General features: G+C 72.4%; 20 protein-coding genes. 13 read left to right on the top strand and 7 right to left on the bottom strand.

The annotated features are described in order from the left end of the window. Positions 1 to 68: 68 nt before the first annotated feature. Positions 69 to 1,766: a hypothetical protein gene (locus tag OG562_RS27230; protein ID WP_266402271.1), complete on the bottom strand. Its 1,698-nt coding sequence runs from the start codon at positions 1,764 to 1,766 to the stop codon at positions 69 to 71. Positions 1,767 to 1,983: 217 nt separating this feature from the next. Then, positions 1,984 to 2,787: a PH domain-containing protein gene (locus OG562_RS27225; protein ID WP_266402269.1), complete on the bottom strand. Its 804-nt coding sequence runs from the start codon at positions 2,785 to 2,787 to the stop codon at positions 1,984 to 1,986. 136 nt (positions 2,788 to 2,923) lie between these two features. Here OG562_RS27225 and deoC point away from each other — a divergent pair, with 136 nt between their 5' ends. Genes deoC through OG562_RS27210 form a run of 3 tightly spaced genes read left to right on the top strand, consistent with a single transcriptional unit; the run spans position 2,924 to position 6,265 of the window. Next, a complete protein-coding gene (deoC, locus tag OG562_RS27220) occupies positions 2,924 to 3,883 on the top strand; it encodes a deoxyribose-phosphate aldolase (RefSeq protein WP_266409560.1) in 960 nt (319 codons plus the stop codon). A gap of 5 nt (positions 3,884 to 3,888) precedes the next feature. After that, positions 3,889 to 5,325: an aldehyde dehydrogenase family protein gene (locus OG562_RS27215; protein ID WP_266402268.1), complete on the top strand. Its 1,437-nt coding sequence runs from the start codon at positions 3,889 to 3,891 to the stop codon at positions 5,323 to 5,325. Continuing rightward, positions 5,318 to 6,265: an aldehyde dehydrogenase family protein gene (locus OG562_RS27210; protein ID WP_266402266.1), complete on the top strand. Its 948-nt coding sequence runs from the start codon at positions 5,318 to 5,320 to the stop codon at positions 6,263 to 6,265. The genes OG562_RS27215 and OG562_RS27210 overlap by 8 nt, the downstream gene beginning before the upstream one ends. A gap of 98 nt (positions 6,266 to 6,363) precedes the next feature. Here OG562_RS27210 and OG562_RS27205 read toward each other — a convergent pair whose 3' ends face one another. Then, entirely contained in the window at positions 6,364 to 6,771 is a 408-nt protein-coding gene (locus OG562_RS27205; RefSeq protein ID WP_266402265.1) for a hypothetical protein, read from the bottom strand. A 59-nt stretch (positions 6,772 to 6,830) separates the two neighbouring features. Between OG562_RS27205 and OG562_RS27200 the strand changes: the two genes are divergently transcribed. Beyond that, the gene (locus tag OG562_RS27200) at positions 6,831 to 7,538 is read left to right on the top strand and encodes a uridine kinase (protein WP_266402263.1); all 708 of its coding nucleotides are present in this window, start codon (positions 6,831 to 6,833) and stop codon (positions 7,536 to 7,538) included. Between the two features lie 256 nt (positions 7,539 to 7,794). Here the strand turns inward: OG562_RS27200 and OG562_RS27195 are convergent, their stop codons facing one another. Further along, positions 7,795 to 8,556, bottom strand: a complete 762-nt coding sequence (locus OG562_RS27195; protein WP_266402260.1) for a SigE family RNA polymerase sigma factor — start codon at positions 8,554 to 8,556, stop codon at positions 7,795 to 7,797. A 420-nt stretch (positions 8,557 to 8,976) separates the two neighbouring features. On the opposite strand from OG562_RS27195, the gene OG562_RS27190 reads away from it, so the two are divergent. The 6 genes from OG562_RS27190 to OG562_RS27165 all read left to right on the top strand — a co-directional run bounded on the left by OG562_RS27190 (position 8,977) and on the right by OG562_RS27165 (position 14,255). After that, positions 8,977 to 10,131, top strand: coding sequence for a class I SAM-dependent methyltransferase (locus tag OG562_RS27190; protein WP_266409558.1), 1,155 nt, complete (start codon positions 8,977 to 8,979; stop codon positions 10,129 to 10,131). A gap of 4 nt (positions 10,132 to 10,135) precedes the next feature. After that, on the top strand, positions 10,136 to 10,813 hold the full coding sequence (gene afsQ1 / locus OG562_RS27185) for a two-component system response regulator AfsQ1 (protein WP_266402257.1): 678 nt from the start codon (positions 10,136 to 10,138) through the stop codon (positions 10,811 to 10,813). Continuing rightward, positions 10,810 to 12,423 (top strand): HAMP domain-containing sensor histidine kinase, encoded by a 1,614-nt coding sequence (locus OG562_RS27180; protein ID WP_266402254.1) that lies wholly within the window; start codon positions 10,810 to 10,812, stop codon positions 12,421 to 12,423. Before afsQ1 ends, OG562_RS27180 begins: the two co-directional genes overlap by 4 nt. Positions 12,424 to 12,494: 71 nt before the next feature. Further along, on the top strand, positions 12,495 to 13,145 hold the full coding sequence (locus OG562_RS27175; protein WP_266402252.1) for a hypothetical protein: 651 nt from the start codon (positions 12,495 to 12,497) through the stop codon (positions 13,143 to 13,145). Between the two features lie 262 nt (positions 13,146 to 13,407). Then, a complete protein-coding gene (locus OG562_RS27170) occupies positions 13,408 to 13,959 on the top strand; it encodes a VanZ family protein (RefSeq protein ID WP_266402249.1) in 552 nt (183 codons plus the stop codon). A 95-nt stretch (positions 13,960 to 14,054) separates the two neighbouring features. Continuing rightward, positions 14,055 to 14,255 carry a PspC domain-containing protein gene (locus OG562_RS27165; protein ID WP_266402246.1) on the top strand — a complete coding sequence of 67 codons (201 nt, stop codon included), beginning with the start codon at positions 14,055 to 14,057 and terminating at the stop codon, positions 14,253 to 14,255. A gap of 167 nt (positions 14,256 to 14,422) precedes the next feature. Here OG562_RS27165 and OG562_RS27160 read toward each other — a convergent pair whose 3' ends face one another. Together OG562_RS27160 and OG562_RS27155 are read right to left on the bottom strand one after the other, a co-directional pair. Then, positions 14,423 to 14,776, bottom strand: a complete 354-nt coding sequence (locus OG562_RS27160; protein WP_266402245.1) for an ATP-binding protein — start codon at positions 14,774 to 14,776, stop codon at positions 14,423 to 14,425. 139 nt (positions 14,777 to 14,915) lie between these two features. Continuing rightward, positions 14,916 to 16,079 (bottom strand): adenosine deaminase, encoded by a 1,164-nt coding sequence (locus OG562_RS27155; protein ID WP_266402242.1) that lies wholly within the window; start codon positions 16,077 to 16,079, stop codon positions 14,916 to 14,918. Between the two features lie 113 nt (positions 16,080 to 16,192). Between OG562_RS27155 and OG562_RS27150 the strand changes: the two genes are divergently transcribed. After that, positions 16,193 to 16,957, top strand: a complete 765-nt coding sequence (locus tag OG562_RS27150) for an alpha/beta hydrolase (RefSeq protein ID WP_266402240.1) — start codon at positions 16,193 to 16,195, stop codon at positions 16,955 to 16,957. Positions 16,958 to 17,051: 94 nt separating this feature from the next. Here OG562_RS27150 and OG562_RS27145 read toward each other — a convergent pair whose 3' ends face one another. Continuing rightward, the gene (locus OG562_RS27145; RefSeq protein ID WP_266402239.1) at positions 17,052 to 18,014 is read right to left on the bottom strand and encodes a LysR family transcriptional regulator; all 963 of its coding nucleotides are present in this window, start codon (positions 18,012 to 18,014) and stop codon (positions 17,052 to 17,054) included. A gap of 63 nt (positions 18,015 to 18,077) precedes the next feature. Here OG562_RS27145 and OG562_RS27140 point away from each other — a divergent pair, with 63 nt between their 5' ends. Further along, positions 18,078 to 19,397, top strand: a complete 1,320-nt coding sequence (locus tag OG562_RS27140) for an MFS transporter (RefSeq protein WP_266402236.1) — start codon at positions 18,078 to 18,080, stop codon at positions 19,395 to 19,397. Positions 19,398 to 19,554: 157 nt separating this feature from the next. Then, on the top strand, positions 19,555 to 20,685 hold the full coding sequence (gene dnaN / locus OG562_RS27135) for a DNA polymerase III subunit beta (RefSeq protein WP_266402235.1): 1,131 nt from the start codon (positions 19,555 to 19,557) through the stop codon (positions 20,683 to 20,685). Positions 20,686 to 20,865: the final 180 nt, after the last annotated feature.

Raw genomic sequence — 20,865 nt, 5'->3', positions numbered from 1 at the left:
TCGTACGGCCTGCATGGGCTGTACGGCCCACCCGCCCTGACGGGGGCCGGCGATCCCGCCCGTCCCCGTCACGGCAGGAACAGCACCACCGCCAGGCCCACCGCCCCGAAGACCACCCCCAGCGGCCACAGCAGGCCCCCGCGCCGGCGTGCGTCGACCGTGCCGACCGGACGCAGCGCCGGGTCCTGCCACATCGCGGCGAGCTCGGCGGCCGTCCGCTCGTAGGGGTGCAGCACGCCGAGCCGGTGCTCCAGCCAGGGCCAGCGAGGCGTGTGCACCGACCACTCCTCGAACGACGCCCGCTTGCTGTCGATCTTCAGCTCGACGCCCGTGCACCTGACGACCCGGATGTCGTCCCAGGCGATGTGCCCGGTCCGCCGGAAGCCGTTGAACCACAGGCCCGCGCTGTCGGCGGTGATGCGCCAGGCGAGCCGACGGGGCAGCAGCAGCGCGGCGATCAGGGTCAGGCCGAGACCCGAGGCGTAACGCCACCAGCCCGAGTCCTCCCAGAAGTTGAAGCCCCACAGCACCGCCAGCGCCACGGCGAACCAGTCGGCCCACCCGGCGCCCCACCGCCGTACCTCCACTGGACCCTCGTCGCGTGCCCGCTCGGCGACGGCCTCGGCCGCGGCCCGGCGCCGCTTCTCGTAGTGGGCCTCGCGGACGCTCCGCCCCTTCTCGGCGACGACCCTCCGGCGCACGGCCCACTCCGTCACCGGCCGCACCGGCCCCACGGACACCTCGATCCCGGGCGGCTCGTCGGCCATCTCGGCGGCGGCGAGGAACACCAGTTCGGCGCCGTCGTAGGGCGTTCCGTAGAGGACGGCCTCGCGCAGGGGGCCGGACCGGCCCTCGTCGATCCGGTCGAAGAGCTCCCGCAGCTCCTCGTCGTCGTCCTCGTCCTCGCCGTCGCCGGAGCCCTCTTCGCCCTCTTCTCCGTCCTCGCTGTCGTCGTCCTCGTCGTCCTCGTCGGACTCGGTGGTGGCGACCGTGAACAGCGGGCGCAACGCGGCCACGTCGTCGGCGGCGAACACCTCGGTCTCGAGGTCGGTGTTCTCGCGCAGCAGCACCCGCAACACGGGGACGGGCCCCCGGCGCAGCGCGGCGGCCCGGCGGCGGGCCAGCAGCGCCGAGAGCAGCAGGGTGAGGCCGAGCCCGGTCACGCATCCGCCGACGGCCGGCACTGCCTGCCAGTCGTCCGTCTGCTCCCAGAGGCCCGCGCTGGCGTACAGCACCCCGCCGACGAGGACCGTCACCAGCCCGGCCCCGTAGAGGAACGCGCCGCGTCGCGGGGTCACGCCCGTCCCGGGCGGCGTCGCCGTCACGCCCCCGGCGGCCGTCAGGGCCGCCGCACGCTGCGGCCCGCGCGCGCTCAGCCGCACCACGGCGGCCGCCCACACGAGCACGAGCGCCGCCGCGACGCCCAGCCGCGCCGACCACGGAAGGTGGCCGGGCACGAGGATCACGGCGAGCGCGACCGGCGCGAGGACGCGGGCCGCCTCGGGCCGCAGCACCAGCCACACGCCGTGCAGGCCGACCACGGCCGCGCCCCACCCCGGCAGCCCGCCGAACTCGCTCAGCGCGCCTGCGGCGGCCACGCCCAGCAGCGGCAGCCCCACGAGGACGGACGTCCGCGCCCGCACCGGCACCCAGCGCGGCGGCAGCGCCCGCGTCCAGCGCCGCGCCCGCTCACCGTCCCAGGCCTCACAGCCGTCGGGTATCGCGGAAGCGGGCAGCCGCAGCACTCCACCAGAATCCGTACTCATCGCTCCCCCGACTCACCAGGCCCGCGGAAGAGGCCGTCGCGGCCCGGGCACGCGCCGATGATCTCGAACAACCCTGTGCTCCACGAGAACGGCCGGATCACGATCCCGGCCGGATCACGACCCCGCCGCACCCCGGAAACCCACCCTCACCACCACGAAGCCCCGCCCGACCCGCGCATCTCGCCCCACCTAGAAACCTCGCCCCCCCGGCGAACCCTCACCCCACCGCGATCAGAATCCCCAGCACCACCGCGCCCGCGACCGCCGGTCCCAGGATCTCCCAGGCCCAGCGCACGGTCACCTCGCCCTGCGCGCTCTCCTCCTTCTCCCGCGCCTCCCACAACGCCCGCACCTCGTCCATCACCCGGTCGGTCTCCGCCCGCACAGGCCCCTCCGGCGCGGCCCGGCCCCCACGCGAGAGGCCACCCCCGAGTCCGGCCCCGCTCCCGCCGCCGAAGCCCCCGAACCCGCCGAAACCGCCGAGCCCCCCGGACCCCCGACCGCCCCGGCCGCCCCGCTCGCTCTGACCGCCCTCCCGCTCGACGGCCCGGTCCGCCGCCGCCCGGGCCTCCCGGGCGGTCGCCTTCTTGCGCGCCCGCAGCGAGACCGGAATGGCCCACAGCTGGAACTTCCCGCCGGACGCGGCGACGACCTCGTTGGAGTAGCCGGAGCGCAGCGAGGCGATCTGTCCCCAGGGCAGCACGATCACCCGGAACGGGTTGCGCACCCGCAGCCGGTCCTGGCCGGCGAACACGGCGGGCCGCAGGGTGAAGGCCACGGCCAGCGGCACCACCAGGATCAGAGTCGCGAGCGCCAGCCACGGCGTACGCCCCTCGCCCGCCACGATCGCGTCGACGCCGAGCCAGCCGACGATGCCCAGCAGCACCACGCCACCGGCGATGCCCGCGGGCGACCGGTAGATGCGGTCCTTGGTCTCGGGCACCGAGGAGCCCGAGGAACCTGAGGATCCCGAGGATCCCGAGGGCTCCGGCGCTGGTGACTGGTCTTCCGGGGTCGTCATGGCCCCGATTCTGCCCGACGCTCCGGCACCGCTCATCCGCACTCCCCTCGCCCGGCACGAGCATCACGGAACGCCTCGTACCAGGCCTCGGGGGATGTACATCCGCTACGCGCGTAGATATGCTCGTCTGGTGACCATGCCCACCAATGCATCTATCGCAGCTCACACCCTCACGGACGTCACCGCGTCCGACAGCTCGCTGCGCCGCTTCCTCCACGGGCTGCCCGGCGTCGACGCGGTCGGCCTGGAGGCGCGAGCCGCGGCCCTCGGCACCCGTTCCATCAAGACGACCGCGAAGGCGTACGCCATCGACCTCGCCATCTCGATGGTCGACCTGACGACGCTGGAAGGCGCGGACACTCCGGGCAAGGTCCGGTCGCTCGGCGCGAAGGCGGTCCATCCCGACCCCACCGACCGCGCGACCCCCTCCACGGCCGCGGTCTGCGTCTATCCCGACATGGTGGCCACCGCCAAGGAGGCCGTCGCCGGCTCCTCCGTGAAGGTCGCCTCGGTCGCCACCGCCTTCCCGGCCGGTCGCGCCGCCCTCCCCGTGAAGCTGGCGGACGTCCGTGACGCGGTCGCCGCGGGCGCCGACGAGATCGACATGGTCATCGACCGCGGCGCGTTCCTCGGGGGCCACTACCTGAAGGTGTACGACGAGATCGTCGCCGTGAAGGAGGCCTCCGGAGCGGCCCGCCTCAAGGTCATCTTCGAGACGGGCGAGCTCTCGACGTACGACAACATCCGCCGCGCCAGCTGGCTCGGCATGCTCGCCGGGGCGGACTTCATCAAGACGTCGACCGGCAAGGTCGCCGTCAACGCGACCCCCCCGAACACCCTCCTGATGCTGGAGGCGGTCCGCGACTTCCGCGCCCAGACCGGCGTCCAGGTCGGCGTGAAGCCGGCCGGCGGCATCCGCACCACCAAGGACGCGATCAAGTTCCTCGTACTGGTCAACGAGACCGCGGGCGAGGACTGGCTGGACAACCACTGGTTCCGCTTCGGCGCGTCCTCGCTCCTGAACGATCTGCTGATGCAGCGTCAGAAGCTGGCCACCGGCCGCTACTCCGGCCCCGACTACGTGACGGTGGACTGATCACCATGGCTTCCGTATTTGAGTACGCACCGGCGCCCGAGTCCCGTTCGGTCGTCGACATCGCCCCCTCCTACGGCCTGTTCATCGACGGCGAGTTCGTCGAGGCGGCCGACGGCAAGGTCTTCAAGACCGTCTCGCCCTCGTCCGAAGAGGTCCTGTCCGAGATCGCCCAGGCGGGCGAGGCGGACGTCGACCGCGCGGTGAAGGCCGCCCGCAAGGCCTTCGAGAAGTGGTCCGCGCTGCCCGGCGCGGAGCGCGCGAAGTACCTCTTCCGCATCGCCCGCATCATCCAGGAGCGCAGCCGCGAACTGGCCGTCCTGGAGACGCTGGACAACGGCAAGCCCATCAAGGAGACGCGCGACGCCGACCTCCCGCTGGTCGCCGCGCACTTCTTCTACTACGCGGGCTGGGCCGACAAGCTCGACCACGCAGGCTACGGCGCGAACCCGAGGCCGCTGGGCGTGGCCGGCCAGGTCATCCCCTGGAACTTCCCCCTGCTGATGCTGGCGTGGAAGATCGCGCCCGCGCTCGCCACCGGCAACACGGTCGTGCTGAAGCCGGCGGAGACCACTCCCCTGTCGGCGTTGTTCTTCGCGGACATCTGCCGTCAGGCGGGCCTGCCGAAGGGTGTCGTCAACATCCTTCCCGGCTACGGCGACACGGGCGCCGCGCTGGTCGCGCACCCGGACGTGAACAAGGTCGCGTTCACCGGCTCGACGGCCGTCGGCAAGGAGATCGCGCGCACGGTCGCGGGCTCCCGCAAGAAGCTCACCCTGGAACTGGGCGGCAAGGGCGCGAACATCGTCTTCGACGACGCCCCGATCGACCAGGCGGTGGAGGGGATCGTCACGGGGATCTTCTTCAACCAGGGCCAGGTCTGCTGCGCGGGCAGCCGTCTCCTCGTCCAGGAGTCGATCCAGGACGAGCTGCTGGACTCCCTGAAGCGCCGGCTGTCCACGCTGCGCCTCGGCGACCCGCTGGACAAGAACACGGACATCGGCGCGATCAACTCCGCCGAGCAGCTCGCCCGCATCACCTCGCTCGTCGCGCAGGGCGAGGCGGAGGGCGCCGAGCGCTGGTCCCCGGCCTGCGAACTGCCGACGTCCGGCTACTGGTTCGCGCCGACCCTCTTCACCAACGTCGCCCAGGCCCACACCGTCGCCCGCGACGAGATCTTCGGCCCGGTCCTGTCGGTCCTCACCTTCCGCACCCCGGACGAGGCCGTCGCCAAGGCCAACAACACCCCGTACGGCCTGTCGGCGGGCGTCTGGACGGAGAAGGGCTCCCGCATCCTCGCGGTGGCGGGCAAGCTCCGTGCGGGCGTGATCTGGTCCAACACGTTCAACAAGTTCGACCCGACCTCGCCGTTCGGCGGCTACAAGGAGTCGGGCTTCGGCCGCGAGGGCGGTCGCCACGGCCTGGAGGCGTACCTCGATGTCTGAGAAGACCGACAAGACCGAGCAGCAGCGACTGAGCGTCTTCAAGACCTACAAGCTGTACGTCGGCGGGAAGTTCCCGCGTTCCGAGAGCGGCCGGGTGTACGAGGTGACCACGCAGACATCAGCCGCTCACGCGGCGGGCAAGGGCAAGTGGCTGGCGAACGCGCCGCAGTCCTCCCGCAAGGACGCCCGTGACGCCGTCGTGGCCGCCCGCAAGGCGTTCGGCGGCTGGTCCGGGGCCACGGCCTACAACCGGGGCCAGATCCTCTACCGCGTCGCCGAGATGCTGGAGGGCCGCCGGGAGCAGTTCGTGCGCGAGGTGGCCGACGCGGAGGGACTGTCGAAGGCGAAGGCGGCGGCCGTCGTGGACGCGACGATCGACCGCTGGGTCTGGTACGCGGGCTGGACCGACAAGATCGCCCAGGTCGTGGGCGGGGGCAACCCGGTCGCGGGCCCGTTCTTCAACCTCTCCTCGCCCGAGCCGACGGGCGTGGTCGCGGTCCTCGCGCCCCAGGAGTCGTCCTTCCTGGGCCTGGTCTCGGTGATCGCCCCGGTGATCGCGACCGGCAACACGACGGTGGTGGTCGCGAGCGAGAAGTCCCCGCTCCCGGCCCTCTCCCTGGGCGAGGTCCTCGCCACCTCCGACCTCCCCGGCGGTGTCGTCAACATCCTCTCCGGCCGTACGGCGGAGATCGCGGCGCCTCTGGCCGCCCACCAGGACGTCAACGCCATCGACCTGGCCGGCGCGGCCGCCGACGACGTACTGGCGAAGGAGCTGGAGATCGCGGCGGCGGACAATCTGAAGCGGGTGCTGCGTCCACAGCCTGTGGACGAGCGCGACTGGACCGCCGACCCCGGCACGGACCGTATGACGGCCTTCCTGGAGACGAAGACGGTCTGGCACCCGACGGGCTCGCTGGGCGCGTCCGGATCGTCGTACTGACGCCCTGACGCCCTGACGCACCCGATGACCGGAGGGCCGCGCCTTCTCCCCGTCCGGAGGAGGCGCGGCCCTCTGCCGTAGTGCCCGGCGGTTCCGGCTCAGCCGCCCAGCAGCTTCGTCGCGTCCCCCAGGACCGGGATCGAGCCGATCGACTGCGCCTGGGCCACCGGCCCGGTCAGCATCTGGGAGGTCAGCGGCTTGAAGTCGGCGAGCTGGGTGCCGACCCCGTTGTCGAGGGGGTCGACGCCGGTGCCCGCGAGCGGGTTGGGCTTGAGGCCGGAGACGGCGCCGGTGACGTACGCCAGGGAGCCGAGGGCGCCCTGCACGCCCGCCTGGGGGTCGAGGTGGCCGACCGAGGTGGGCCTCGTCCGCATCGCGTCGACGACCGGCTCGCCGGCGGCCGCGGCGGCGGTGCCGGCGCCCGCGCCCAGCGCCACTCCGGCGGTCGCGAGGGCGGCGAGGGCGCGCCGGCCGGTGGAGGTCTGAGGGCTGTCGTGTCGGGCCATCGCTGGTGCCGCCTTCTGCTGCGTAAGGTAATCGGGTCGACACGAAGGGTAGTTGAGGTGTGACGCGCGCTTCAAAGCCGACCCGCGGGGTCGTTGACGGCGGGGTGGATGCCTCACACTGGTGTCCCGTGAGCTCCCATCCGCCCATACCCACGCGAGTCGTGCTGCTCTGCGGCCCTTCCGGCTCCGGCAAGTCCCTCCTCGCCGCCCGCTCCGGTCTCCCGGTGCTGCGGCTCGACGACTTCTACAAGGAGGGCGACGACCCGACGCTGCCGCTGGTCGCCGGGAGCTCCGACATCGACTGGGACCACCCCGGCTCCTGGGACGCGGACACGGCCGTCGCCGCGCTGGTGGAACTGTGCGCCACGGGCCGTACGAACGTTCCGGTGTACGACATCTCGCTCAGCGCCCGCATCGGCGAGGAGGTCATCGAGATCGGGCGGACCCCGCTGTTCATCGCCGAGGGCATCTTCGCCGCCGAGATCGTGAACCGCTGCCGGGAGCTGGGCGTTCTGGCGGACGCGCTGTGTCTGACCCGCGGGCCCGCGACAACGTTCCGCCGCCGTTTCCTGCGCGATCTGAAGGAGGGCCGCAAGTCGGTCCCCTTCCTGCTGCGCCGCGGCTGGCGCCTGATGCGCGCCGAACGCTCCATCGTCGCCCGCCAGCGCGCGCTCGGCGCCCACGCCTGCGACCGCGACGAGGCGATGGGCCGCCTGGCGTCCGCGGCGGCGGGCGACCGCACCCCGACGACGCGTACGGCCGTGTGAGCGAAGAGAAACAAAAAAGAAGAAGAAAAGAAGAAAAGAAGAGAACAAAGCGAAGCGGGACTGGACGGACCCCCCGGCCCTCCAGTCCCGCTTCCCCCGTTCCCCCGTGGTGTGCGGTACCGCTCCCCGACGTCCCCCGTTGGGTCCCCCTGCGGTACCGCTTCCCCCCTGTTTCCCCCTGTTTCCCCCGTTCACCGGCTTACCTGAACGAAGCCGGCTGCTTTCCCCCGTTTCCCCCGTGTTCCCCCGTGAACCCTCAGGCGACGAGCTCCCCGAAGGCGTCCTCCTCGTCACGGCCGAAGCTGAGGACCTCGTCCTCGCGCAGCCGGCGGAGCGACCGCCAGATGCTGGACTTCACCGTGCCGACACTGATGTCGAGGATCTCCGCGATCTCCGGGTCGGTGCGGCCCTCGTAGTAACGGAGGACCAGCATCGTCCGCTGGAGTTCGGGCAGCCGGGTCAGCGCCTGCCACAGGACCGTGCGCAGTTCGGTGCCGCGCATCGCGTCCGTGTCGCCGGGCGTCTCCGGCAGCTCCTCGGTCGGGTACTCGTTCAGCTTGCGGCGACGCCACGCGCTGATGTGCAGGTTCGTCATGGTGCGGCGGAGGTATCCGCCGACCGCGGCCTTGTCACTGATCCGGTCCCACGCACGGTAGGTCGAGAACAGCGCGCTCTGCAGCAGGTCCTCGGCCTCGAAGCGGTCGCCGGTGAGGTGATAGGCGGTGGCGTACAGAGAGGCGCGGCGCTCCTGGACGTAGGCGGTGAACTCCGCCTCCGTCAGGGAGCGACGCTCCCCCGTGCCCTCCCCGTACGCAGCTCCCCCGACAGTGCCCATGGCGGCCACCGCCGCGGGCTCCCCCGTGCGGGCGTCGACCACCGTCATGAACCCGGTGTGCTGACGCCCGGCGCCGCGAGCGCACCCCCGCCCGCTCACGGCGCCGGACTTCTCGGAACCCCGGTGCACGTCGTGAAGACGCGTGATCACTGCGCTGGTGCTCATACCCTGCAGCGTGTTCATCTCGCGCCCCCCGTCGTGGACTTCCGGTGTCTTGTTCTGTTGCTCCGGCCCGGTCCCGCGGTGTTGTTCCGCGTTTCCTTGCCTGTGCCGAAAAGACTGCCGGGGCCACTTCATCGCCGTGTCCGCCGACTGTCACAGACCTGTCACAGGGGTCGGCCACGGTGACACCACAGTTCCTTCACAGCAGTCGGCGGTACGGCGGCTGTGCGGGAGTGGAATCCTTGGGGGATGACTCTCGGCATGGTGCTGTTCGACTCTCGCCTCCGCGCTTCGACGCGGACGCGGTAGCGGCCACCCCCTCTTCCCGGTCTTTCCCGACCTCGCACGCCCGCCGTCCCCGGCCCGGCGTGGGTCCCGCCTGCTCCCCGCCCGTCGAAGTGCCCTTCGCGCCCTGGCACTTACGACCACGAGGAGTACGTGGTGTTTCCCGAGTCTCCTGCGTTTCCCGGTGTTTCCGCCGCTCCCGACGAGGGCTCTGTCGTCGTCGCCGACGACCGGTTGCGGGCCGCCGCCGCACACCGCCTGGCCTGCGCGGGCACGTCCCTGCTGTGGCGGGGCGACTTCCACAACGGCCGCCAGTTGCTGGCGGCGATGAAACGTCGTACGGACCGGACGGACGGGCGGCAGGCGTCCGCCGTCGGCTCGCTCGCCGACGCCTTCCGCCGCGAGCGGCGGGCGCGTGCCCGCCGGGCCCAGGTCCTGGACCGGCTGCTCGTCGAACTGACCGACGACTACACGGTGGCGCTGCGCCGGGCCCCGGACGTGCGCGAGGCGTGCCGCGCGGCGTACGGCCCGCCGGCCGGGACCTCGACGGTCCCCCTGCGGGAACTGCTCGGCGTGATCGGCGCCCACCAGTGGCGACTGAAGGGCGTCGAGGTGCCCGCGCTGGGGGACCGGATCCATCCCCACTACGGCGTGTTCGCGCCGGTGCGCGGCGAGTACGTCGACCTGGTGGCGCAGGCGCCGCTGCCCCCGGCGGTCCGGGCGGACCCGGGCGGAGCCGTCGCGTTCGACCTCGGCGTCGGCACCGGCGTGCTCGCCGCGGTGCTGGCACGCCGGGGCGTCGGCCGGGTCGTGGCCACCGACGCCAACCCGCGCGCGCTGGCCTGCGCCGAGGACAACGCCCGCCGACTGGGTCTGGGCGGACGGATCGAGGTGGCCGCGTCACCCGGGCTGTATCCGACAAACCGGGCCGATCTGGTGGTCTGCAATCCGCCGTGGCTGCCCGGTCGGGCGGTCGCCGCTCTGGAAATGGGGGTCTACGACGAGGACGGGGCGATGCTGCGCGGGTTCCTGGCAGGTCTCGTGGAGCATCTGCGGCCCGGCGGGGAGGGCTGGCTGGTGCTGTCCGATCTTGCCGAACACCTCGGCCTGCGTACCCGCGCCGAGCTGCTCGAACTCATCGAAACCGCAGGTCTGCGGGTCGTCGGCACGGCGGATGCGAGGCCCCGGCACCGGCGTGCGCGGGACGCCTCCGACCCCCTGCACGCCGCCCGCGCCGCGGAAACCACCTCCCTCTGGCGTCTGAGCCCCACCCCACAGGTCGAACGACAGCCCCTCCATGGGCCAGAATGAGCCCGTGCCTTCCCTGTTGCTGATCGAGGACGACGACGCCATCCGTACGGCCCTGGAGCTCTCACTGACGCGCCAGGGGCACCGCGTGGCGACCGCTGCGAGCGGTGAGGACGGTCTGAAGCTGTTGCGCGAGCAGCGGCCGGATCTGATCGTTCTGGACGTGATGCTGCCCGGCATCGACGGTTTCGAGGTGTGCCGTCGTATCCGGCGCACCGACCAGCTGCCGATCATTCTGCTCACCGCGCGCAGCGACGACATCGACGTGGTCGTCGGGCTGGAGTCCGGCGCCGACGACTACGTCGTGAAACCCGTGCAGGGCCGGGTGCTGGACGCCCGGATCCGGGCCGTGCTGCGGCGCGGCGAGCGCGAGTCGAGCGACGCGGCGACCTTCGGCAGCCTCGTCATCGACCGTGCGGCGATGACGGTGACGAAGAACGGCGAGGACCTCCAGCTCACCCCGACCGAGCTCAGGCTGCTGCTCGAACTGAGCCGGCGGCCCGGACAGGCCCTGTCCCGGCAGCAGTTGCTGCGGCTGGTGTGGGAACACGACTACCTCGGCGACTCCCGCCTGGTGGACGCCTGTGTCCAGCGGCTGCGTGCCAAGGTCGAGGACGTGCCGTCGTCGCCGACCCTCATCCGTACCGTGCGGGGCGTCGGTTACCGCCTGGACACTCCTCAGTGACACCACCGCAGGAGGAGTCCCGCGGCTGGTCCGCGGTGCGCAAGGGAAAGTTGTCACGGCTGCGCTTCACCAGCCTGCGGCTGCGCCTCGTCGTGGTCTTCGGGCTGGTGTCGCTGACCGCCGCCGTCTCCGCGTCCGGCATCGCCTACTGGCTCAACCGCGAGGCCGTGCTCACCCGTACCCAGGGCGCGGTGCTGCGGGACTTCGAGCAGGAGATGCAGAACCGGGCGGGTTCGCTGCCCGCGGATCCCTCGCAGGACGAGCTCCAGCACACCGCCGGGCAGATGGCCAACAGCAGCCAGCGCTTCAGCGTGCTGCTCGTCGGCGAGGACTCCGGCGGCCGCACGGTGTACGGCAACTCCGGCGGGCTGAACGGGTTCTCGCTGGAGGACGTGCCCGACTCGCTGCGCCGGGCGGTGAACAAGAAGCAGGACGTCACGGGCGGCAACAAGTCCCCGTACCACCTGTACTGGCAGCGGGTCGTCGACCACGGGACGCCGTATCTGGTGGCCGGGACCAAGGTGATCGGGGGCGGGCCGACCGGGTACATGCGCAAGTCGCTGGAGCCGGAGGCCAAGGACCTCAACTCGCTGGCCTGGTCGCTGGGGATCGCCACCGCGCTCGCCCTGATCGGCGCCGCGCTGCTCGCGCAGGCCGCCGCGACCACCGTGCTGAAGCCGGTGCACCGGCTGGGGGTGGCCGCCCGGCGGCTCGGCGAGGGGCGGCTCGACACCCGGCTGCGGGTGTCGGGGACCGACGAACTCGCCGACCTGGCACGGACGTTCAACCGTGCGGCGGAGGCGCTGGAGAAGCGGGTGGACGACATGGCCGCCCGCGACGAGGCCTCGCGCCGGTTCGTCGCCGACATGTCGCACGAGCTGCGTACGCCGCTGACCGCCATCACCGCCGTCACGGAGGTGCTGGAGGAGGAGCTGGACGCCGAGTCGGGCAGCATCGACCCGATGATCGAGCCGGCCGTGCGGCTGGTGGTCAGCGAGACGCTGCGGCTGAACAACCTCGTAGAGAACCTGATGGAGGTCACCCGCTTCGACGCCGGCACGGCGCGGCTGGTCCTGGACGACGTCGACGTCGTCGACCAGATCACCGCCTGCATCGACGCGCGCGCCTGGCTGGACGCGGTCGACCTGGACGCCGAGCGGGGCATCCACGCCCGGCTCGACCCGCGTCGGCTGGACGTGATCCTCGCCAACCTCATCGGCAACGCGCTCAAGCACGGCGGTTCGCCGGTGCGGGTGTCGGTGGCGGCGGCGGACGACGAGGTCGTCATCGCGGTGCGCGACCACGGGCCCGGCATCCCCGAGGAGGTGCTGCCGCACGTCTTCGACCGGTTCTACAAGGCGAGCGCCTCCCGGCCGCGCTCCGAGGGCAGCGGGCTCGGCCTGTCCATCGCCCTGGAGAACGCCCACATCCACGGCGGCGAGATCACCGCCGCCAACTCCCCCGAGGGCGGAGCGGTGTTCACCCTGCGGCTGCCCCGGGACGACGCCTCCGATCCGACGCGGGACGGCGAACCGGGCGAGCACGGGGAGCACGGGGAGCCGGGCGAACAGCCCGTGCAGCCCGTGCAGGACAAGGGGGACTACGTATGAGGGCCCGCACCACCGCGCGCACGACCGCTCCCACGGCTTCTCAGGCCCCTACGGCTCCTACGGCCGCCCCGATGACCGCGCAGCCGCGCGCCGGCCGTACGGGCGCGCACCGTGCGACCGTACGGCGGCTGCTCGCCCTGCCCGTCCTGGCCGCGCTGCTGACCGGCTGCGGGATCCGGGCCACCGAGGTGCCGACCGACTTCGGGGCCGCGCCCTCCCGGGTGCGCTGCTCGCTCGCCGAGCCGGACATCTCGGCGCAGTCCGCGCGCGCGGGCGTGCCGGTGCAGGTGTTCCTGCTGTGCGGCTCGTCGCTGGTGGCCGTGGACCGGGCGGTACGGGTGCCGGAGGGCGCGGCCGACTCCCAGCGGCGCGCGCTGGTGGCGCAGGGCCTGCTCGACCAGCTCGCCGAGTCGCCGTCGGCGGCCGAGAAGGAGGCCGGGTACACCACCGACGTGCGCGGCGGCATGACGGTGGGCGGCCCGGCCGCGAAGGACCCCGAGGACGCGCTGCGGCTGAGCACTCCGCCCCGCGACCTCACCTCGTACGCCCTCGCGCAGCTCGTCTGCACCTTCTCCGACTCGGCGGCGGCCGAGGGCGACGGCTCGGTGATCCTCGGCGGCCCCGGCGGCGAACCGCTGCGCCGCTACGAGTGCACGGACGAGGTCCGCTCCCGCCCCGGGAGCACGGAGCCCCCGTCGACGGAGGTCACGGAGGGCGGCTGAGGGCCTGCAGAGGCTCGTGCGGGCCTGTGCGGGTGCTCGTGCGGGCGCGCGGGGGCTCGTGCGGGCGCAGGGGCTCGTGCAGGCGTGCAGGGCTCGTGCAGGCGCGCGGTGTGGCGGACGACTCATGCAGTGCGCCCGAGTTGTCGTCGTCGCAGGTCACCGTCGGGTGAGGGGGCGGCTGCGGACAGGGGCGGCGGGGGCGCGCGCGGGTGGCGGGCGGGGAGCCGGAACCGATCGTGCCGGGGGGTGCGTCTAGGGGGTCGTGCAGCGTCAAGGCTCCATCGGCGGCAGCGCCGCGATCCGCATCCGTGCGGCCGGGATTCTCCTCCTGGCCGCCCACCTCGTGCTCGTCGCCTGGGTCACGCTGCGCCCGCTGTCCGTTCCCTGGGTGATGCCCGCCAACCTGCATCCGTTCGCCGGGATCCGCGCCGATCTGGCGCTGGGCTGGCCCGGGGCGGCCCGGCGGATCGGCGCGGGGCTGGGGCTGCTCGCCCCGCTGGGCGTGCTGCTGCCGCTGGTGCACGGCAGGCTCCATGTCTCGCCGCTGGCCTCCCTGCTCCGTACGGTCGCGGCGGGGGCCCTGCTGTCGCTGGGCATCACGCTGTTGCAGACCGGGGTGCCCGGCCAGGTCGTGGACGTCGACGCGCTGCTGCTGAACACCGTGGGCGTGGCCCTCGCGCACACCGCGGTGGTGCCGGCGGTCCGGGCGCGGCTGCGCCGCAAGGAGGAGCGGCGGGGGCTGGCCGCGGTCCGTCAGGAGGAGGCGGCTCAGGGTCGGACCCCGAGGATTCCCAGGGTGGGGATCGCCCCGTAGAGCGACGCTTCGTCCCCTTCGTCTCCGTAGCGTTGAAGACAGATGGAGCGGCGCACAGGGGCCGCCTCCGACAGACGCTCACGAAGGAGCCGCAGATGTCCAGCCTCGCCCGCCCCACCAACGGCCGCATGATCGGCGGAGTGTGCGCCGCGCTGGCCCGCCGCTTCGGCACCTCCGCGACGACGATGCGCGTGATCTTCCTGCTCTCCTGCCTGCTGCCCGGCCCGCAGTTCCTGCTCTACATAGCGCTGTGGGTGCTGCTGCCCTCGGAGGACAAGGCGCGCACGGCCTGGTGACGGCCGACGCACAGAACGCCGTCAGGGGCGCGCCCGGTTCTTCCGGGCGCGCCCCTGCAGCGTGTGCGTGGCGCGACGTCTGTGCGTGACACGGCGTCTGTGCGTGACACGGCGTCGTGGGCGTGACGCGGCTCGGTCGGGCTCGGCCCAGCCGGACTCGGCCGAGCTCAGCCCAGCGGAATGCCGTTCACCGGCAGACCGTGCGTGGGCAGGCCCTTCAGCGGCAGGCCGCCGAGCAGACCGGCGACCGGCGCGGTGGGGCCGTCGGCGAGGATCTTCTCGGCGACCGGCTGAGCGGCGGCCAGGCCCGCCCCGAGCGCCGGCTGGGCCTGTGCCAGCGCCTCACCGGCGCCCGGCAGCGCCTTGGCGACGTTCTCCGCCGGGAGCGTCTTGGTGACGCCGTCCAGCGTCTGCGCGGCGTCCGGGAGGGACGGGGCGGCGTTGGCGGCGCCCGCACCGACGGCGGCGATGGCGGCGCCGAGAGCGGCGACGCCGAGGGTCTTGGCAGCAGACTGCTTCATGATGAATGCGTCCTCGAATGGGATACGGGGAACTTGAGCGGTCCACGACCGTAAACACGGGAAGGGGCCCGCCGCAAACATCGAAATGCGGACGGATGGTGAACACCCGCCCGCATTTCAGGGAACGAAAATCCCGCGATCAGTCCTCCGCGGCGACGGAACCGCTGGTGGAGGCGGTCTGCTGGAACAGCCATTCGGACTTCAGCTCGGCATAACCCGGCTTGACCACGTCATTGATCATGGCCAGTCGTTCATCGAAAGGAATGAATGCTGACTTCATAGCATTGACCGAGAACCATTGCAGGTCGTCGAGCGTATAACCGAATGCGTCGACCAGGTGCTCGAATTCACGGCTCATGCTGGTGCCGGACATCAGGCGGTTGTCGGTGTTGACGGTGGCCCGGAAGTGGAGCCGGCGCAGCAGTCCGATGGGGTGCTCGGCGTAGGAGGCGGCGGCGCCGGTCTGGAGGTTGGAGCTGGGGCACAGCTCCAGCGGGATGCGCTTGTCGCGGACGTAGGAGGCGAGCCGGCCGAGCTTCACCTGGCCGTCGGCGGCGACCTCGATGTCGTCGATGATGCGCACCCCGTGCCCGAGCCGGTCGGCGCCGCACCACTGCAGGGCCTGCCAGATGGACGGAAGGCCGAAGGCCTCGCCGGCGTGGATGGTGAAGTGGTTGTTCTCGCGCTTGAGGTATTCGAAGGCGTCGAGGTGCCGGGTGGGCGGGAAGCCCGCCTCCGCGCCGGCGATGTCGAAGCCGACGACGCCGAGATCGCGGTGCCGGTTGGCGAGTTCGGCGATCTCCAGGGAGCGGGCCGCGTGCCGCATGGCGGTGAGCAGGGCGCCGACGCGGATGCGGCGCCCGTTCTCCCGGGCCGTCCGCTCACCCTGACGGAAGCCCTCGTTGACGGCGTCGACGACCTCTTCGAGGCTCAGCCCGCCGTCGAGGTGCTGCTCGGGGGCGTAGCGCACCTCGGCGTAGACGACGCCGTCCTCGGCGAGGTCCTCAGCGCACTCGCGGGCGACCCGGATCAGCGCGTCCCGGGTCTGCATCACGCCGACGGTGTGCGAGAAGGTCTCCAAGTACCGTTCCAGGGAACCGGAGTCGGCGGCCTCCCGGAACCAGACGCCGAGCTTGTCGGGGTCGGTCTCCGGGAGTTGGGCGTACCCGGCGTCCCGGGCGAGGTCGACGATCGTGCCGGGGCGCAGCCCGCCGTCGAGATGGTCGTGCAGCAGAACCTTGGGCGCCCGCCGGATCTGGTCCGAGCTCGGGGTCATGCCCGCCTGGATGGTCTGGCTCGTCATTTCCGCACTCTAACTCCTACGCGCGTAGACGGCGCGCTGTACAACTCCGTCGATACGTAACGGTGACCGCACGGACGGGTGGAGTACACCAGCGCTTCTGACACTGTTCTGTCATGGCACACCAAGCGACGCCGGTCCGGACGGCCCGGCTGGGGAGGGCGCTCGGCCCCGAGCCGACGGCGGTGAGCGGAGCGGTGTTGCTGCTCCCGGGCGGCGAGGAGGTCTCCAGCCGTAGGCCCTCCCCCATGTGGGCGACGGCCTCGGTCCGTGGGCTGGGGCGAAGGCTCACGCGCGCGGGCGCCGCGGAGGGCCTGACCGCCCATGTCGTGCACTACCGCTACCGCGGCTGGAACGGCAGCGAGGCGCATCTCGCCGCCGACGCGACCTGGGCCGCCGACGAGATCGTACGGCGCTACGGCGACGTCCCCGTGTGTCTGGTCGGGGTCGACATGGGCGCACGGGCCGCGCTGCACGCGGGCGGACACGAGGCCGTCAACTCCGTCCTGGCGATCGCCCCCTGGCTGCCGGAGGAGGATGTGGCGGCGCCACCCGAACCGGTGAAGCAGTTGGTGGGGCGGCGGGTGTTGATGGTGCACGGCACGAATGACCAGCGGTGCGATCCCGAGTTGTCGTTCCGGCTTGCCTCACGGGCGAAGAAGGCGAATCGGGACGTGTGTCGGTTCGAAGTGCACTCCGACGGTCATGCGTTGCATCAGTACCGGGATGAAGTGCTGGCGCTCGCGGAGGATTTCGTGATGGGGGTGTTGTTCGGGAAGGCGTTCGCCCGGCCTGTGGAGGACGCGTTGGCGGCTCCGCCGCCTTTGGGGCTGCGAATGCCGCTCGCCTCCGGCTTCGGGCGGTCGATTCGCAGAGGCTGAGGTTGCGGTCGGAGTACCGGCCGTCCTGGGCTGGTCGCGCCCACGCGGCGGAGCCGCACGTCGACACAGCCCCGCGCCCCTGGGCAGGCGACCCTCACGTGGGGAGCAAGTTGCCCCTTTTCGACAACAAGAACCTCTTGAAGGCCGCCACCGGCGGGGTGTCCGGGTGGCCGTCCAGCCAGGCCACGCCGATTTCTCTTGCGGCCCTTGGGGAGGTGACCGTCAGTTCGGCCACTCCGGGGCGGGGGACCGCCGGAGGGGGCAGGAGGGCCACGCCCAGGCCGGCCGCCACCAGGCCCCGCAGTGTCTCCGCCTCCTCGCCCTCGAAGGCGATGCGGGGGCGGAAGCCGGCCTCCTTGCAGAGGTCGTCGGTGATGCGGCGCAGGCCGTAGCCGGGTTCGAGGGTGACGAAGGTTTCGTCGGCGGCCTCGGCCAGGCGGACGCGTTTGCGGGCGGCGAGGCGGTGGTCCGCGGGGACGACGAGGCGCAGTTTCTGTTCGTCGAGGCGGCGGGCGACGAGGTCGGGGGCGTCCGGGACCGGGGAGGTCAGGCAGAGGTCCAGCTCGCCCGCCCGCAGGCGCTCGATCATGGCCTCGCCGTAGTTCTGGACGAGGCTGAAGCGGACGCGGGGGTGGTCGGCGCGGAAGGCGTGGATGAGGCCGGGGACCGTCTCCGCGCCCATGGTGTGCAGGAAGCCGAACGCGACCTTCCCGGTGGCCGCGTCGGCGTCGGCCCGCACCTCCTCGGCGGCCCGCTCGACCTCGGCGAGGGCCCGCTCGACGGAGGTGAGGAAGGTACGGCCGGCCGGGGTGAGGGAGACGGTTCGGCCTCGACGGGCGAACAGGTCGACGCCCAGGTCCTGTTCGAGGCGGACCATGGCCCGCGACAGGGTCGACTGCGGGACCCGCATCTCCTGTGCGGCACGGGTGACGTGCTCCATGCGGGCGACCCCGGCGAAGTAGGCGAGCCTGGGCGCCAGCAACCTCGACATGTCTGTCATGTCTTCTGTGTCACTGGACGGTGACAGACGAGCCCCTGACCTCTGCTGATGCACCATGGGAACGATTATGACGATTCCATGCATTGGACGGATGAGCGGGGGCGTACGTAACTTCGAAGCATGTCTCCCGCCAGTACCCAGGCGTCCACGATCGTGGGCGCCGCATCCGCCGTATCCGCCGCATCCGCCGTATCCCCTGCTCCCGCCGCCTCCTCCGCCTCCTCCCCCTCCCCCGACTCCCGGCTGACCCCCGGCGGTCCCGGCTATCGCCGGATGAGCTTCGCTCTCTTCCTCGCCGGGGTGGCGACCTTCGCCCTGCTGTACTCCACGCAGGCGCTGCTGCCGTTGATCTCCGGGGACTTCGGGGTCGCGGCGAGCGAGGCGAGCTGGACGGTGGCGGCGGCGACCGGCGGGCTGGCGCTGTTCGTGCTGCCGATGAGCGCCCTCTCCGAGCGCTACGGCCGCCGTACGGTGATGACGGCTTCGCTGGCGGTCGCGGTGGGCGTCGGCGTGCTGGTCCCCTTCGCGCCGTCGCTGGGCACGCTGGTGGCGCTGCGGGCGGTGCAGGGCGCGGCGCTGGCCGGGCTTCCTGCGTCGGCGACCGCGTATCTGGCGGAGGAGGTCCGGCCGAAGGCGCTGGTCACGGCGATCGGTCTGTTCGTGGCGGGCAACAGCGTGGGCGGCATGAGCGGCCGGGTCATCACCGGCTGGGTCGCGCAGGAGTGGGGCTGGCGGGTCGCGGTCGGCGTGATCGGCGCGCTGGCGGTGGGCTGCGCCGTCGCCTTCCGGCTGCTGCTGCCCGCCCCGAAGCACTTCACGCCGGGCTCCCTGCGCCCGCGTGTCCTGGCCCGCACGGTCCAGGGCCACCTCGCCGACCCGCTGCTGCGTCGGCTGTACGCGATCGGCGCGCTGTTCATGACCGTCTTCGGCGGTGTGTACACGGTCATCGGCTACCGGCTGACGGAGGAGCCGTTCTCGTTGCCGCAGGGCATCGTGGGCTCGATCTTCCTGGTGTACCTGGTGGGCACGGTGTCGGCGTCCACGGCGGGGCGGCTGGTCGGGCGGCTGGGCCGGCGGGGCGCGCTGTACCTGGCCGGCGGCACGACCGCGACGGGTCTGCTGCTCTCCCTCGCCGACTCCCTGCCCCTGGTGCTGCTGGGCCTGGTCCTGATCACGGGCGGCTTCTTCGCGGGGCACGCGGTGGCGTCCTCGGCGGTCAGCAAGACGGCGACGACCGGTCGGGCGCAGGCCTCGGCCCTCTACCAGTCCGCGTACTACATCGGCTCCAGCGCCGGCAGTACGGTCGGAGCGCTGGCGTTCCACTCGGCCGGCTGGGCCGGAACCGTCGGCGTGGGCGTCCTGGCGGTGCTCGGCGTCGTGACGATCACGGTGCTCGGCACACGCGCGGCCCGGCGGGAGCTGCTGGTCGCGGCTCACTGAGAAGCCCGCGAGAAGTCCCCCGAGTGCGCGTTCCCCCTGTTCAGGACCGGTTGTCAGTGGTCGCCGCTAGCGTCGGCGGTCACTGACAGCCGGTCCGTTGACGGCTGGAACGTTGGCGGCTGGTCCGTTGGCGGCTGGTCCTGAGCAGGGGGTTTTCATGGAGTTCCGGATCGACCGAGGCGACCTCGTCGAAGCCGTCGGGTGGGCGGCCCGCGCGCTGCCCGCCCGTACACCCGTGCCCGTGCTGGGCGGACTGCTCCTGGACGCGGGGACGGGGACGGGCGGGCTGAGCGTGTCGGGGTTCGACTTCGAGACGGCGGCGCGGATCGAGACGGACGCCGAGGTCACGGTCGCCGGGCAGGTCCTCGTCCTCGGGCGGCGGCTGCTGGACATCTGCAAGGTGCTGCCGGACGGGCCGGTGAGCTGCGCGCTGGACGGGACGCGGTTCACGGTCGAGGCGGGCGGCACCGGCTTCGGCCTGTCGACCCTCCCCCGCGACGAGTACCCCACCCCGCCCGCCCCGCCTCGGACGTACGGCATCGTGGACGCGGGCGCGTTCGCGGCGGCCGTCGCCCAGGTCGCCGTGGCGGCGGGCCGGGACGACACGCTGCCGGTGCTGACGGGCGTCCAGCTGCGGCTGGACGGCGACGAGATGACCCTGTCGGCGTCGGACCGCTACCGGTACGCGGTGCGGCGGCTGGAGTGGAAGCCGGAGGGGGAGGCGGGCGCGGCCGAGGACGTCGTGGAGGCGCTGGTGCCCGCGCGGCGGCTGCTGGACGTGTCCCGGTCGCTGGCCCGGTGCGGGGTCGTTCGGGTGGGGCTCGACGGGCCGTCCGGCGGTGGGCCGATCGGCTTCGAGGGCGGGCGTATGCGGAGCGTCGTACGGCGGCTGGACGGGCGGCTGCCGGCGTACGGGAAGCTGTTCGACACGGCGGGGGCCGCGGTCGCCGAGGTGGACTGCGGGGCGTTGACGGAGGCGGTGCGGCGGGTCGCGGTGGTGGCGGAGGCGAACAGTCCGGTGCGGCTGGACTTCTCGGCGGAGTCGGTCCTGCTGCGGGCCGGATACGGCGACGACGTGGCCGCGCAGCGGCTGCCGGCCGAGCTGACCGGCGCCGACGAGGTCACCGTCGCCTTCAACCCGGCGTACCTGCTGGACGCACTGGCCTCCTTCGAGGCGTCCAGGCTGCGGCTTGAGCTGCTGGGGACGGGACAGCGGGCGCTGCTGGGCGCGGCGCAGGAGCCGCGGGTCCATCGTCATCTGCTGATGTCCGTGAAGCAGCTGGTCTGACCGCTGCCCGAGCGCTGACCCGAGCGCCTGGCCCGACCCGTTGCCGGACTGCTGGCCCGACCAGTTGCCGGACTGCTGGTCCACCGCGCAATGCAGCCCATCTGACCTGCTCTTTCATCGACTCGACGGGCCATTGTCAGTGGGCTGCGATAGCTTCCGAAGTGCTGGGCGCACAGGCGC

This window comes from Streptomyces sp. NBC_01275 (assembly GCF_026340655.1).
GTDB lineage: Bacteria > Actinomycetota > Actinomycetes > Streptomycetales > Streptomycetaceae > Streptomyces.
This window is presented reverse-complemented; position numbering and strand designations above follow the sequence as displayed.